Raw genomic sequence first — 15,171 nt, 5'->3', positions numbered from 1 at the left:
GCACTCTACTGTGTCTTGCCGGACGGTGCCGGCGGCGGTGTGGGGGTGGCCTTGTCCTGCTGCCGCATCTGCGCGCGCCGCGCCTCGATGCGTTGGCGGATGGCGTCCATCTGCTGTTCGGTGGTCTGGACCGGCGCGTCGGTGGTGGCCGCCGGCATCGGCTGGCTGGCGGGTCGGGCCGGGCTTGCAGGCGCGGGCGCCGGCATCGGCGGCGACGCGGTGGTGGGCATGACCCCGGCCGGACTGTTGCCGCCCGTGCTGCGGGCAGGCGCGACACCGGCGGCGGGCGGCACCTGCAGCGGGACCGGGCTGGGAACGCCACCCGGGGTACCGGCCGTCATCGGCGTCGGCGGTGCCCCGCCGGTGCCGTCGAACACCCGCAGCGACAGTTCGCGGCGGCCTTCTGGCCCCTCGAACACCGCACGCCGCGCCTCCAGTTCCACCAGGCGCCAGCCGGGGAATCCGTTCGGTTCCTCGCCCATCTTCACCCGCAGCCCTTCGCCACCGGCCACCGGCTGCACGATCGCCAGCTGCAGGCGCGGCGTGATCATCACGCTGCTGAGCACCATGTCGAACCCGGGCGCCGCGGCCTCGCCTTCGCCGGAGATGAAGAACGGCTGCGGTTGGCGATTCTCGGAGAACAGCGTGCGACCACCGATCTCGGCGTACTGCGGCAGCGGCCCGAGACGCTCGGCGGGCATGGCCGGCAACCTCGGCAGCGCCTGCACGAGCGCGGGGTCGGCCGGCAGCGGCGTGATGCGTCCACCCAGGCCGAACACCGCCAGCAATGCCACCAGCACCGCCCAGCCGGCCACGGCGAGCAGTACCCAGGTGCGGGGCGTCCAGGCGTCAGCGCGCATCGTCGTCTCCCGGTGCCCGGGGCGCCACGACGGCGGGGAGCGGCTTCAGGTAGCCATACAGGTCGAAGTTGACGTCCAGCCCACCGCTGCCGCTTTCGCTGGCCTGGAAGGCGTAGCGCTGGGGCAGCACGTTGAGATTGTCGACGAACAGGCGCGGGCTGCCCGATTCGATCTGGTGCAGCACCGCGGCCAGTTCCGGCACGCCGCAACGCAGGCGCACCTGCACCACGATGCGGGGGAACTGCTCGCGTCCCGGCATCGCCAGCGGCGACTGGTTGGCGATGGCGCAACTGCGGTTGCCGGGGCTCGCCTGCTTCACCACGGCTTCAAGGCGCTGCACCAGGCCGGCGGTGGCCAGTTCGACCGTCGCCTCGGGCAGGAAGCCGGGGCGTTGCGCCTGCTGGGCGAGTGCGGCATCGAGCTCGCGCTTCACCTGCGGGGCCTGCTGCAACTGCATGCGGATGCGCAGCTCGCGCTCGCGCAGTTCGCCGATACGCGCGTTCACGTCCAGCAACGGCGCGGTCCACCACGGATGGACCAGCACGCCATAGCCCAGCAGCAAGGCCAGCAGCAGCAGGCCCAGCGCTAGCCAGCGGTCGCGGTCAGTCACGGCCGGCGCCATTGGCGTCTCCCGGGTTGGCGGCGGGCGCGGGAGCGGGCGCTTTCTGGCTGCCCACCAGTTCGGCGGTCAGCGTGAAGCGGTCAAGACGGGTACGCGGATCGGGCTGCACCGCGCCACTCAGCGCGGGACTGCGCCACAGCGGCGACCCTTCCAGCTTGGCCACCAGCCCGGACGCTTCGGGGCTGAAGCCGATCAGCATCAGCCGGTCGCCTTCGATGGAGAGTTTTTCAAGATAGGTGCTGTCCGGCAGGCGGCGGGTCACTTCATCGATCACTTCCACCGTGGTGGGCCGGTCGGCCCGCGCCTTGTTCAGGGCCGTGGCGCCGGCCACCAGATCCACCAGTTGTTGCCGCTGCGTCGACACACGGCGCGCCTGCTCGGCCTGGCTGGCGACCTGCGCGGCGAACACGTCGGCCGCCGCGCGGCGGTTGTCCAGGATCAGCCAGGCGCCCAGCACCAGCGAGACCAGTGCCACCGCCGCCAGCGCCAGGTGCAGGCCACGGCGCGACGCCTGCCGCGACGCGCGCGCCTCGACCGGCAACAGGTTCACGCCCAGCGGCAGGCCATCGGCATCGGCGACGTCCGCACCGGCTAGTTCGGGAACCAGTGCACCCAGTTGCGCCAGGCCCGCGTCGAAGCCGGCACGGGGCACCGCCACCAGTTCGGCATCCAGCTGTCCGTCTTCGCGGCGACGGATCACGCGCGCATCGAAGCAGACATCCTCGGCGCGGAACGGTGTCTGCCGGTCGATTTCGAAACGCACCACGTCGCGCAGCCGTTCCGCTGCAGCGGCCGGCAACAGCAGGCGACGGCGCAGCACCGCACCGGCCGGCACCAGCCACCAGCGCGGCAGGTCGGCCAGGCGCGGACTGAGCAGGGCACGCAGGTCGGTGCCGGTGATGCTGTCGGGCAGCATGGCCAGCGGATGGCGCTGCACGCCTTCCTGCCAGGACATCCGCAGTTCGTCGCCCTCGCGCTGGAACAGCAGGCGATCACGCGTCAGCCCCAGCAGCACGCGCCAACGGGCGGGCAGCCAGCTGGCCAGCGCCTGCGACCACCACGCCAGGAAGCTGCGTGGCCCGGGTCCCAGGCGCGCACGGAAATGCTGCAGGCTGTCGCGCATGCTGCTCATTGTGGTGACGCTCCCTCCTCCCAGCGCAACAAGGTATAGGCCGAACCCGGTACCGGGCTGGCGCCTGCGCGCACCACGGTGCTGATGGCCGCCTGGCGGCCATCGGCCAGGCGTGCACGGCTCTCGATACTATACGTGCCGCTGCCGGCACCGACGAGTTGCGAGGCGCCGGCCACCCCGGCCGCATTGCGCTGGCCGATCCATGCCTCGGCATCCATGCCCATCGCGACCAGCACGGGGGCCGTCGCATAGGTGGCATCGGGTTGCGCGCGACCCGAATAGAGCGTGAGGTGCGGAGATACCGCCGCGTACAGTTCCGGTGTCATTCCCAGCACCTGCTCGATTTCGGCCAGGGTTTCGAACGGCGCATCCTTGGCACCGTAATCGCGGCCCGCCGCCGCGTAGTCGTCATCCTCCGCGCCCCCGACGGGTTGACTGAGCGCATCGCCATCCCGCCAGTCGACGATGGCGGCCGCCAGCTGCTCGCTGGACTCCGGTGGCGCGCCGACCGCCTGCAGCAGGCGCGCGAGCAGGGGCATGTCCGCCTGGTTCAGATCGACCTTGCCGGTTTCGTCGATGATGCGCACCTGCACCTCGCTGCCATCGAATGTCCACCGGTAGAGGCGGCCGTTGGGCAACCAGCGCGTCTCGGGATTCTGGTCGCTCACGCGGACCAGCGCGTATTCCATGCCGGCACGCGCCACTTCCTGTGCGATGGCGCCGCGGCTGGCCACGCGCCCCTGCAATGCTTCCATGCGGGAGGTCAGCGCGAAGGCACCGATCAACGCCGTCAGCAGCGCGATCAGCCACAGCACCAGCAACAGCGCCGCACCGCGATGACGGTTCACAACGCACCCCCCGGCGGCAGCAGTCCGCCACCCGCCCCGCCCTCGCTGCGGGCCAGGGTCACCACCAGGTCAGGCCAGCGCGTACCGTCGGCACCCTGCACTTCCACCTTGACCTGCAGCGGCAGCAGTTCGGCGGTTTCCCAGCGGTCCTGCCACTCACCCAGGCGATTCTCCTCGTCGAGCCCGCGGTAGCGGAAACGCACCGCGCGCAAGCCATCGGCCAGGCGTTCGGGGCGCAGTTCGCGTGTCGCGTTCTCCAGGTCGTCCAGCGACTGGTCCGGGCGGGCCACGGTGAAAGCCACCTGCAGCCGCCCGCGCTCGTCGGCGCTGACGTCATGCAGGTAAGGTCCGCCATATCCCAGGTAATCCGGCAGGTCCGCGACGAAGCGCATGCGCTGCGGCGACCCGATGAAACGGGCCTGCTGCAGCGTGGCGCGGTCGGTGGCGAAGACGATCGGTTGCGCCATCGACAGCCGCGCGCGCAGGTAACCCTGCACCGCGCGCATGTGTTCGTTGCGCTGGGCCATGGACTCGCCACGTCCCACCAGCGCGGTGGAGGAGCGCAGCGTGGCGAACGCCAGCGCCAAGCCCGCCGCCAGCAGCACCGTCGCCAGCAGCACCTCGATCAGCGTGAAGCCCGATGCGCGCGACTTCATGGCGCGGCCTGGTTGATGTCGCGGGGAGCAAGGCGCAGCGTGCGCCAGCGCAGGGATTGCGCGGCACGTTCGCCCCAGCGCACGTCCAACTGCACGTCCATCAGCTGGGGGGCCGTTGCATCCCGCAGCGCGCGCGCGGCCAGAGGATCGGCGTACGGCGCCACCTGCAGTACCCACTCGTAACGGCCACCGTCGAAGCGGCCTTCCGTCCGTCCCGGCTGCAGGGCTTCGCCCGTGCCCAGTTGCGCCAGCAGTGACTGCGCGTGCAGCGTGGCGCGCGTGCTGTCCTGGGCCTGCCGCACCTGGCGGGTCGCGCCCGACAGAGAACCCAGCAGCAAGGTCAACGCCAGCGCCAGCAATGCGAACGCAACGATCACTTCGATCAGCGTGAAGCCGCGTTGACCGCGCGATGCCCGTGCGCTCATTGCGCAGCGCCCTGCGGGCCACGGAAGACGCGCACTTCGCCGGTCAGCCAGGTCACGTCGACCATCCACTCGGCCTGCTTGGCACCCAGCGTGATGCGCCCGCCCGTAGACCCGCCGTCGTGGAAAAACAGGATGGCGCCCTCGCCTGCGCGGGCCTGCGCCTGGCGTGCGCCGGTGAACTTCACCGACAGGGTTTCGGGAATGCGGCCGTCGCGGCCGTTCGGGGCCTGCCAGCGATGCGCGCGGGGATCGATGACGAACCGCTGCGGTTGCCCAGTGGCGATGGCCTGCGCACGCGTGTAGCGCAATTGCGCGGCGATCTCCTTCGTTTCGGAACGCAGGCGCATGCCATCCAGCCCACCGGTCAGCACCATCGCCGACAACGTCGCCGCCACCGCGATCAGCGCTACGACCAGCAGCATTTCCAGCAACGAGACACCGCGCTGCCTCCGTGGCAAGCGCGGCGGATCAGGACGGAAACATCCCTTGGCCGGAATGACCGCACGCACGGCTGGCTTTCCTTACCGGCGCGACGGAAGGACGGCGTGCATCGCCATCACTCGTAGACGATGTCCGCGTCGTAGCTTTCGCCACCCGCCTTGCCATCCTTGCCCAGGCTGGACAGATCGAAGGGGCCGGCTTCGCCTGGCGCCCGGTACTGGATGTCGTGGCCCCACGGATCCTTCAGCTCGGCCGACTTCGCGTACGGGCCCAGCCAGCCGGCGGCATTGCCGGGCTGGGTCACCAGGTCTTCGAGACGACCCGGCAGGCTGCCCGTATCCAGCTGGTAGTTCTCCACCTTGCCGGCCAGCGTCTGGATCTGCGACTTGGCCAGGTTGGCCTTGCCGCGATCCGCACCGCCCAGTACCCGGCTGCCCACCAGGGTCAGCACGGCACCAATCAGCACGATGACGATGATGATTTCCAGCAGGCTCATGCCACTCTGCGAAGAGGGCGAAGGGGAACGGGTCAGGTGGCGGGACAGGCGCATCGTCGGGATCCTTCTTGGGATGGCGGTAGTGTGGAGAAGTGTGTCTGAACCGGTCGTGCGATGCGCGTCAGCCCATGGCGCTGGTCAGGTCGTAAAGCGGCACGAGCACGGCGATGATCACCAGCCCCACCACCGCCGCCAGTACCAGCGTGATGATGGGGGTAAGCGCGGCCAGCATGCGGTCCAGGATCTGCGCCGTTTCGCCCTCGAACGTATCCGCCGTCTTCAGCAGCATGGTGTCCAGCGCGCCGGACTCCTCGCCCACCTGGATCATCTGCAGGGCCAGCCGTGGGAACCGCTTGCCCTTGCCCAGCGACGAAGACAGGCCGTGGCCGTTCTTGACGTCCTCCGCGGCTGCTTCGACATCGGCCGCCAGGGCGCGGTTGCCCAGCACGTTGCGGGCGATGCCCAGCGCATTCAGCAGCGGCACGCCGTTCTTCAGCAGCGTGCCCAGCGTACGGGCCAGGCGCGCGGTTTCCAGCCGCGCGATGAGCAGCCCAGCAAAGGGGCGGCCCAGCAACCAGGCGTCGAAACGGTCACGGAACGCCGGATCGCGACGGCGGCGGTCGAACCAGAGCAATGCCAGCGCAGGCACTGCGACCAGGATGAACCACCAGTCGCGCACGAACAGGCCCAGCCACAGCACGCCGCGGGTGAACCATGGCAGCGCGACGTCCAGGCTCTCGTACATCTGCGCGAACTGCGGCACCACGTAGCCCAGCAGGAACAGCAGCGCCAGGCCCACCACGACGATGAGGATGACCGGGTAGATCAGCGCGTTGACCACGCGACCCTTCAGGGCGCGGCTGCGCTCCAGGTAATCGGCCAGCCGCTGCAGCGTGTCATGCAGACTGCCGCCCGCTTCGCCGGCGCGGATCATGTTGACGTACAGCCTGGAGAAGATGCCGTGCTGGCGCTCCAGCGCGGCCGACAACGGCGCGCCGCCGCGCACCGCATCGCGGATGTCGGTGATGGTGCGGCGTGCTTTTTCGTCTTCGGGCAGATCCAGCAGGATGGTCAGCGCACGGTCCAGCGGCTGGCCCGCACCGAGCAGCGTGGCCAGCTGCTGGGTGAACTGCACCAGCCGTTCGCCCGCGAAGGCGTGCCGGCGCCACAGCTGGAACAACGTGGCGTTGCCGCCCTCTGACGCCAACCGCGCTTCCACCGGCAGATGGCCCTGCTCCTGCAGCCTCGCGACCACGTCGGCATCGCTGGCGGCTTCCATCTGGCCATCCAGCATTTCGCCATGGGCGTTGAGCGCTTTGTAGCGGTACAGGGGCATGCCGTCGCATCGCGGGAAACAATGCGCCAAGTTACCGCAGAACCCCACCCAGCGTCATGCCTGCATCCGGACTGCACAGCCGGGAAAGTGCCCCCGGGGAAAGCCCGGGAGCACGCTTGCCCGTCAGCCGTACGGCAATGGTCAGGGCGCGGTGAAGCTGCCCCGCACACTGACACCGCTGAACTTGGTCTTGCCGACCAGCGTGACGTAATACGTGCCGGCCTGCGCGGAGGCGATGTTGATCACCTCGTTGTTGCCCGGGCGCGCGGACCGCACGTCATAGCTGGACGCCGACGCTTCACTGCCGAACTTCACGTACAGGTCGGCGTTGCCGCTGCCGCCATAGGTGATGAACGACAGGTTGGTCGCGCCCGCGGGCACCACGAGCGCGTACTTGATGGTCGCGTCCTTCGCGCCGGTATTGCCGCCCACGGCCACGTTGTTGGTCAGCGGCGTGGCGGTGGGCGGTTCGCCCCCGATCACCGCCTGCACGGCGGCGGCGGCATTGACGATGCCCGCCCCGATCGGCCGGTTCGCCGGCGGCGCCACCGGGAACGGACGCGCCGTCGATTGCAGCGTGGCCAGCACCTGCGCGGGCGTCAGCGGCGTATCGGCCACGCTCTGGATCAGCGCCACCACCGCCGCGACGTGTGGCGCCGCCATCGAGGTACCGCCCATGCCGAAGTACGTCTCGGTGGTAGGCACGGTGGTGCCGGCGTTGCCCGCCGACCAGACATAGCCACCCGGGTTCCCATCCACGCTGCCGCCGCCGCCCGGCGCCGCGATTTCCACGCTGGTGCCGTAGTTGGAATACGAAGCGATGCCGCCGGTGATGCGCGTCGCCGCCACGGTGATGACGCCGTTGCAGTTGCCGGGTGAAAAACCCGACGCGTTGCTGGCGTCGTTGCCGGCCGCCACGACCACCGTGGAGCCATTGGCGATGGCGATGTTGAAAGCGTTCTGCTCGGTCGCGCTGCACGCACCGGTGCCACCCAGGCTGAGGTTGATGACTTCGGCAGGATTCGCGTTGGCGGGTACGCCCGCAACGGTGCCGCCGGAAGCCCAGATCACGGCATCTGAAATGTCGGAGGTATAGCCGCCGCAACGGCCTAGCACGCGTGCCGGCACCACCTTCGCATCGAACGCGCCACCCGCCATGCCCTTGGCGTTGTTGGTCACTTCCGCCACCGTGCCGGCCACGTGGGTGCCGTGCCAGCTGCTGTCCTGCACCGGCGAACCGGCGTAGCACTCACCCGCGACCGGATTCCAGTCGCCTTCGTCCAGCGGGTTGGCGTCGCGCAGGTCGCCGTCGCGCGAGACGAACGTGTCGCTGATGAAGTCGTAACCCGGCAGGATGTTGGCATCCAGATCGCTGTGCGGCGTGATGCCCGTATCCAGCACCGCGACCACCACGCCGGCACCGGTCGCGTTGTCCCAGGCGGCAGGCAGGTTGATGCCGCCGACCGGATCCTTGAAGTGCCACTGATACTGGTTGTAGAAGTTGTCGTTGGGGACCAGCCGCGCATAACGGCGCGCATCCACTTCCACGTAGTCCACGCTCGGATCCGCCGCCAGCTGTCGCAGCAGGCCCTCGGCTTCGACGCGATCGAGCTTGCGCGAGGTGCGCACCAGCTCGGCCCCCACGGCCAGCCGGCGCAGCTTCTGCGCGCTGACCGGGCTGCGGGCGCCCGCCGTGGCCAGGCCCGCGCCCGACACGGCGCTGCCCAGTGAACGCTGCAGTGCGGCGGCACTGGTGCGCGCGGTGCTGCCGTCGCGGTACTTCACGATGAAGCGGTCGTAGGTTTCGCCGTCGCGCAGACCGGCGGTACTGACTTCACCCGCCCACGCCGGCGAGGAGAACATGCCAACCGCGACGATTGCGGCGAGTGAGGCAGCGAGGGGACGACGACGCGCACTGCTGAAAAAGGAATTCTGATTCACTTGACCTGCTCCATGTCTGCAAGGAAGAACGAACTGGGTAACCCGTTTACGACGTGCTTACTCAACGACTTGCGGCTCTCATTTCAAGCGGATCGTCCAGGTACCCCTGTTTACCTGCCACGACACTCTTCACGCGGCGAACACATCCTCTGCACATGGCGTTAACGCCTTGTTTTCAGCGGTTTCGTCGCGTTGCACCGAACGTAGCAAATCTCTCGCAAATTGCACAACGCGGATGTAGTGTTCGGTTGCACGGAGTTGTCTTGCATCACCGGGAAAGGAGAAGGGGAGTGCGGAAAGCGGTTGCTGATGCGTTCGCTCGCTTCGTGTTTCCGGCGTGTTTTTCTTCGGTGCGTGCTCGCCGCGACCTGCGCTTCTTCCAGGTGGTGGACGGCCGCGTCATCCCGCTGTTCGACTTGAGCGCCCCCCGCGCTTTCCCATCCGATGCTTCGTGCACACCGGCGATGCGCCTCCCCTGTCGCGCGCCGCGCTTTCGCTATCCCTGACGTAGTCCGCCTCGAATCCCCGTGCCGTGCAGGCCCGGGTGCTGTCGTATTCCCCCGAAAACACAGAATGAAGGACGTGATGCATGAACAGGATTTACAGCAAGGTGTGGAACCCCTCCCTCGGCGTGCTGGTGGTGGCGTCGGAGTTCGCGCGACGCGCGCATGGCGTGATGTCGTCGGGTACGCGCATGCGTGCGCGGCTCGGCGTGTCGCTGCTCGTCTCCGCGCTGCTCGCCGGTGCACCGTTCGGTGCCGCGTTGGCCCATGACAAGCAGAAGGGACAACCGCAGAACGACAAGCCGCAGATAGGAACCGGGCCCGCCTACTGTGTGGACGCGCGCGGCAACCCCATCAAGGATGGGCGCCCCGGCGAGAATGCCGTGTCGTGCGGCGATGGCGTGGATGCCTCCGGGCGCCATGCGGTCGCCGTGGGTTACAAAAGCATCGCCAACAAGGCGGGCGCGACCGCGGTGGGCGGCTACGCCGAAGCCACCGGCGTGAACGCCACCGCCGTGGGCTACGACAGCAGCGCGACCGCACAGGGCGCGACCGCATTGGGCCACCAGAGCGCGGCGACCGGCCAGAACGCCAGCGCGGTCGGCACGCAGGCGCGCGCCAGCGGCACCGGCGCAAGTGCCGTGGGCACGGGCAGCAGCGCGAGCGGTGCGTACGGCGCGGCGATCGGCAGTGCCTCCACCGCCTCCGGCGCGCAGTCCTTGGCCGCGGGCCACACCAGCAACGCGAGCGGCGCCGCCACGGTCGCCATCGGCGGCTTCGCGAATGCCTCCGGCGCGTTCGACACCGCGCTGGGCTACGGCGCCGATGCCAGCGGCGGCGACAGCACCGCACTGGGTTCTGGCTCCATCGCCACCGGTTACAACAGCGTGGCAGTGGGTGGCTCGTTGCTTGGCTTCCTGCCGACCGAAGCGTCGGGGGACTTCTCCACGGCTGTCGGCGGAGGCGCATGGGCACCCGGCACCAATGCCAGCGCCTTCGGCAACCTGGCCTCGGCGACTGCCGACAACAGTGTGGCGCTTGGCGGCGATTCGGTTGCCGATCGCGAGGACAGCGTTTCCGTCGGCAGCGCCGGCAGCGAACGCCAGATCACCAACGTCGCGGCCGGCACCGAGGGCACCGATGCGGTGAACCTGGACCAGTTGAACGCGGTGGCCGATGCCTCGGAGAACGCCACGCGCTACTTCAAGGCCAACGGCGCCAATGACGGCACCGATGATGCGGTGGCATCCGGCGACTACGCGACCGCGTCCGGTTCGGCCGCCCTGGCCGAAGGCGTGGGTGCGACCGCCACCGGTTCCGGTGCGTTCGCCCTGGCCGATGGCGCCACCGCGACCGGCTTCAACGCCACCGCCACCGGCGCCAACAGCGTCGCCAACGGCGCCGGTGCGCAGGCCAACGGTGCCGGCGCGGTCGCAGTAGGCGGCCAGCGGCAGCTGTTCGACGAGGACGGCAATCCGCTGCTGGATGAAGATGGCAACCCCGTCTACGCCAGCACCGAAGCCAGCGCGGACGACGCCACGGCACTGGGTGCCGGTGCGGTCGCCAGCGAGGTGGGTTCGACAGCCACCGGTGCGGGCGCGAATGCCAGTGGCGCCTACGCGTCTGCCATTGGCACCGGGGCCAGCGCCTCGGGCATCCAGGCCACGGCGGTCGGCTTCCGCAGCGAGGCATCCGATGATGCCGCCACCGCCGTCGGCGGCTACAGCACTGCCTCGAACTTCGGTGCGGCTGCGTTCGGCTACGGTGCCGAAGCCAGCGGCAACAGCGCCACGGCGCTGGGTTTCGGTGCGGTGGCGAGCAACTGGGATTCCACCGCGCTGGGCTCCAACTCCATCGCCAGCGGCGACAACAGCGTGGCGGTGGGTGGCGCGTTCTTCGGGTTTGTCCCCACCGAAGCCTCCGGTGACTTCTCGGTGGCGGTCGGTGGCGGTGCGTACTCGCCCGGGGTGAACTCGGTGGCGCTGGGCAACCTGGCCAGCGCGGAAGCGGACAACAGCGTGGCCATCGGCGGTGATTCCGTCGCCGACCGCGAGGACAGCGTTTCCGTCGGCAGCGTCGGCAGCGAACGCCAGGTCACCAATGTCGCCGCGGGCACCGAGGGCACCGACGCGGTGAACCTTGATCAACTCGACGCGGTGGCGGACGCCTCGGAAGAGGCCACCCGCTACTTCAAGGCGAACGGCGCCAATGACGGCACCGACGACGCGGTGGCGTCAGGCGAATTCGCCACCGCATCGGGATCGGCCAGCCTGGCCGAGGGCACGGGCGCGACGGCGACCGGCTCCGGTGCGTTCGCGCTGGGGGAGTTCAGCACCGCGACGGGCTACAACGCGCTGGCAACCGGCGAGAGCAGCCTCGCCAACGGCAGCAGCGCGGAAGCCAGCGGCGATTCGAGCATCGCGATCGGCGGACAGGTCAATGCGTTCGACGCGGACGGCAATCCGATCACCGTCAACACCGTGGCGTCCGGGTTGGGGGCGACGGCGGTGGGCTCGGGCAGCCTGGCCTCGGCCCTGGGCAGTTCATCATTCGGCGTACTCAGCGAAGCCAGCGGTGAGGCCAGTTCGGCGTTCGGTTACGGCAGCACGGCGACGGGCTCGTATGCCTCCAGCTTCGGCCATGCCAGCGGTGCGACCGGCGACTACAGCGTGGCCGTCGGCGGACCGGCGGACCTGATCCCCGGTCTGGGTTTCCTCGTCTACACGCAGGCCAGCGGCTTCAGCTCCGCCGCCTTCGGTTCGGGTGCGATCGCGGCTGGCGACTACAGCCTGGCGGCAGGCAGCCTGGCGGAAGCCTCCGGGCTGGAAAGCACCGCCGCGGGCTTCTTCTCCTACGCGCCTGGCGACTACGCCACCGCGCTGGGTGCGGAATCCTGGGCCAGCGGCGACAACAGCACGGCCGTCGGCTTCTACAGCACGGCGCTGGGCGACAACAGCGTGGCGCTGGGCGCCAACTCCACCGCCGACCGCGACAACACGGTGTCGGTCGGCGATGTGGGCAGCGAACGCCAGATCACCAACGTCGCGGCCGGCACCGAAGGCACCGATGCGGTGAACCTGGATCAGTTGAACGCGGTCGCCGATGCCTCGGAGAACGCCACGCGCTACTTCAAGGCCAACGGCGCCAATGACGGCACCGATGATGCGGTGGCATCCGGTGACTATGCGACCGCGTCCGGTTCGGCCGCCCTGGCCGAAGGCGTCGGTGCGACTGCCACCGGCTCCGGTGCGTTCGCACTGGCCGACGGCGCCACCGCGACCGGCTTCAACGCCACCGCCACCGGCGCCAACAGCGTCGCGAACGGTGCGGGAGCACAGGCCAACGGTGCCGGCGCGGTCGCAGTGGGCGGCCAGCGGCAGTTGTTCGACGAGGACGGCAATCCGCTGCTGGATGAAGATGGCAATCCCGTCTACGCCAGCACCGAAGCCAACGCGGACGACGCCACGGCACTCGGTGCCGGCGCGGTCGCCAGCGAAATCGGCGCGACGGCTACCGGTGCGGGGGCCAGTGCGTCGGGGGCCTATTCGACCGCCCTCGGTACGGAAGCCACTGCATCGAACACGCAGGCGACAGCCGTCGGGTTCCGCAGCAGCGCGGACGGGCTCGCCTCGACCACCGTCGGTGGCTACAGCAGCGCGGGCGGCGATTTCGCCTCGGCGTTCGGTTACGGCGCGGCAGCAGGTGGCAGTGGCGCGACGGCGGTGGGCGAAGGCGCGGCCGCCAATGGGGAAGAAAGCACCGCCGTGGGCGGCACCACGTTCTTCGGCCTGATCAACACGCGCGCCAGCGGCACCGGCGGGTCGGCCTTCGGCAACGGTGCCTGGGCGACGGGCGAATACAGCACCGCCATCGGCCACAACAGCTACGCCGATGGCGATGACAGCGTGGCCCTGGGCGTGAACTCCGTCGCCGGCGCGACCAACAGTGTGGCGATCGGTGCCAATGCATGGAACGACCGCGACAACACCGTCTCGGTGGGCGACGTGGGAGACGAACGCCAGATCACCAACGTCGCGGCCGGCACCGAGGGCACCGATGCGGTGAACCTGGATCAGTTGAACGCGGTGGCCGATGCATCGGAGAACGCCACGCGCTACTTCAAGGCCAACGGTGCCAATGACGGTACCGATGATGCGCTGGCATCCGGCGACTACGCGACCGCATCCGGTTCGGCCGCCCTGGCCGAAGGCGTCGGTGCGACCGCCACCGGTTCCGGTGCATTCGCCCTGGCCGATGGCGCCACCGCGACCGGCTTCAACGCCACCGCCACCGGCGCCAACAGCGTCGCCAACGGCGCCGGTGCACAGGCCAACGGTGCCGGCGCGGTCGCAGTGGGCGGCCAGCGGCAGTTGTTCGACGAGGACGGCAATCCGCTGCTGGATGAAGACGGCAACCCCGTCTACGCCAGCACCGAAGCCAACGCGGACGACGCCACCGCACTCGGTGCCGGCGCGGTCGCGAGCGAGGTCGGCGCGACGGCCACCGGTGCGGGGGCCAGTGCGTCGGGGGCCTATTCGACCGCCCTCGGTACGGAGAGCAGCGCCTCGGGTATCCAGGCCACCGCGGTCGGTTTCCGCAGCGAGGCATCCGATGATGCCGCCACCGCCGTCGGCGGCTACAGCAGTGCCTCGAACTTCGGTGCGGCTGCGTTCGGCTACGGTGCCGAAGCCAGCGGCAACAGCGCCACGGCGCTGGGTTTCGGTGCGGTGGCGAGCAACTGGGATTCCACCGCGCTGGGCTCCAATTCCATCGCCAGCGGCGACAACAGCGTGGCGGTGGGCGGTGCGTTCTTCGGGTTCGTGCCTACGGAGGCCTCCGGTGACTTCTCGGTGGCGGTCGGTGGCGGTGCGTACTCGCCCGGGGTGAACTCGGTGGCGCTGGGCAACCTGGCCAGCGCGGAATCGGACAACAGCGTGGCCATCGGCGGTGATTCCGTCGCCGACCGCGAGGACAGCGTCTCCGTCGGCAGCGCCGGCAGCGAACGCCAGGTCACCAATGTCGCCGCGGGCACGGCGGCTACCGATGCGGTGAACCTGTCGCAGTTGAGCTTCGTGTCGAATGCGCTGGGCGGAGGCGCCGGCTTCTCCGGCGGCGTCTTCATCGCGCCGAGTTACACCATCCAGGGCACGTCGTACAACAACGTGGGGGCCGCCTTCACCGCGGTGGATGCCAAGCTCAATGAGCTGTATGGCATGTACTCGGGCCTGACCGGCAGCACCACGGCCACCGCCTCCACCGGCAGCGGCGCACCGCCCACCCAGAGCAGCCAGGCACGTGCGTCCGGCGACGGTGCGAATGCGGCAACGGCGACGGCAGGCCTCACCGCCGCTCCGCAGACCACGGCCGCCACGACGACAGGCAATGGCGGGGGCGCCGTCAGCAGCGGCCAACCCGCCGTGCCGGCCGTGGCGGAAAACGCCGACACCTCGGCCAGCGCAGCGGCCTATGCGGACGCGGGTGACGCCGCCACGCTGGACAACGCACGTGCCTATGCCGACGCCACGGCGACGGAAACGCTGGCCAGCGCGAATGCGTATGCCGACTTCCAGGTCAAGGCACTGGAAGACGACTTCAACGCCTTCCGCGGCGACGTGGACCGCCGGTTCTCGGAGCAGGATCGTCGCCTCGACAGGATGGGCGCGATGAGTTCGGCCATGTTGAACATGGCGATCAACGCCGCCGGCAGTCGCACGCCGCGCGGCCGCATCGCCGTCGGCGCGGGCTGGCAGAACGGAGAGAACGCCCTGTCCCTGGGTTACTCCAAGCCGATCGGCGAGCGCGCTTCCTTCAGCATCGGCGGTGCGTTCAGCGGTGACGAGAAGTCGGCGGGCGTGGGCTTCGGTATCGACCTGTAATCCGCCGGCGTGATGGACGAAGGGCCCGGTCTGCA

The 15,171-nt window shown here is 69.5% G+C and carries 11 protein-coding genes; 1 reads left to right on the top strand and 10 read right to left on the bottom strand.

The features are described from left to right. Window positions 1–5: 5 nt before the first annotated feature. The 10 genes from OVA13_RS17135 to OVA13_RS17090 all read right to left on the bottom strand — a co-directional run bounded on the left by OVA13_RS17135 (window position 6) and on the right by OVA13_RS17090 (window position 8,679). Window positions 6–860, bottom strand: coding sequence for a type II secretion system protein, XpsN-like (locus OVA13_RS17135; protein ID WP_267791658.1), 855 nt, complete (start codon window positions 858–860; stop codon window positions 6–8). After that, window positions 850–1,470, bottom strand: coding sequence for a type II secretion system protein GspM (gene gspM / locus OVA13_RS17130; RefSeq protein WP_267791657.1), 621 nt, complete (start codon window positions 1,468–1,470; stop codon window positions 850–852). The genes OVA13_RS17135 and gspM overlap by 11 nt, the downstream gene beginning before the upstream one ends. Continuing rightward, on the bottom strand, window positions 1,463–2,614 hold the full coding sequence (locus tag OVA13_RS17125; RefSeq protein WP_267791656.1) for a PilN domain-containing protein: 1,152 nt from the start codon (window positions 2,612–2,614) through the stop codon (window positions 1,463–1,465). The genes gspM and OVA13_RS17125 overlap by 8 nt, the downstream gene beginning before the upstream one ends. Then, window positions 2,611–3,462: a type II secretion system minor pseudopilin gene (locus tag OVA13_RS17120; RefSeq protein ID WP_267791655.1), complete on the bottom strand. Its 852-nt coding sequence runs from the start codon at window positions 3,460–3,462 to the stop codon at window positions 2,611–2,613. Before OVA13_RS17120 ends, OVA13_RS17125 begins: the two co-directional genes overlap by 4 nt. Continuing rightward, window positions 3,459–4,118: a prepilin-type N-terminal cleavage/methylation domain-containing protein gene (locus tag OVA13_RS17115; RefSeq protein ID WP_267791654.1), complete on the bottom strand. Its 660-nt coding sequence runs from the start codon at window positions 4,116–4,118 to the stop codon at window positions 3,459–3,461. Before OVA13_RS17115 ends, OVA13_RS17120 begins: the two co-directional genes overlap by 4 nt. Further along, complete coding sequence (locus OVA13_RS17110) at window positions 4,115–4,543, bottom strand: type II secretion system protein XpsI (protein ID WP_267791653.1); 429 nt, start codon at window positions 4,541–4,543, stop codon at window positions 4,115–4,117. Before OVA13_RS17110 ends, OVA13_RS17115 begins: the two co-directional genes overlap by 4 nt. Further along, a complete protein-coding gene (locus OVA13_RS17105) occupies window positions 4,540–5,001 on the bottom strand; it encodes a type II secretion system protein XpsH (RefSeq protein WP_267793564.1) in 462 nt (153 codons plus the stop codon). The genes OVA13_RS17110 and OVA13_RS17105 overlap by 4 nt, the downstream gene beginning before the upstream one ends. Window positions 5,002–5,099: 98 nt before the next feature. Beyond that, window positions 5,100–5,534 (bottom strand): type II secretion system major pseudopilin GspG, encoded by a 435-nt coding sequence (gspG, locus tag OVA13_RS17100; protein ID WP_267791652.1) that lies wholly within the window; start codon window positions 5,532–5,534, stop codon window positions 5,100–5,102. 67 nt (window positions 5,535–5,601) lie between these two features. Further along, the gene (locus OVA13_RS17095; protein WP_267791651.1) at window positions 5,602–6,816 is read right to left on the bottom strand and encodes a type II secretion system protein XpsF; all 1,215 of its coding nucleotides are present in this window, start codon (window positions 6,814–6,816) and stop codon (window positions 5,602–5,604) included. A 141-nt stretch (window positions 6,817–6,957) separates the two neighbouring features. Next, window positions 6,958–8,679, bottom strand: coding sequence for a S8 family peptidase (locus OVA13_RS17090; RefSeq protein WP_267791650.1), 1,722 nt, complete (start codon window positions 8,677–8,679; stop codon window positions 6,958–6,960). 667 nt (window positions 8,680–9,346) lie between these two features. On the opposite strand from OVA13_RS17090, the gene OVA13_RS17085 reads away from it, so the two are divergent. Beyond that, the gene (locus OVA13_RS17085; protein ID WP_267791649.1) at window positions 9,347–15,136 is read left to right on the top strand and encodes an ESPR-type extended signal peptide-containing protein; all 5,790 of its coding nucleotides are present in this window, start codon (window positions 9,347–9,349) and stop codon (window positions 15,134–15,136) included. Window positions 15,137–15,171 lie beyond the last annotated feature (35 nt).

Origin of the sequence: Pseudoxanthomonas sp. SL93 (assembly GCF_026625825.1) — a bacterium.
Lineage (GTDB): Bacteria > Pseudomonadota > Gammaproteobacteria > Xanthomonadales > Xanthomonadaceae > Pseudoxanthomonas_A.
This window is presented reverse-complemented; position numbering and strand designations above follow the sequence as displayed.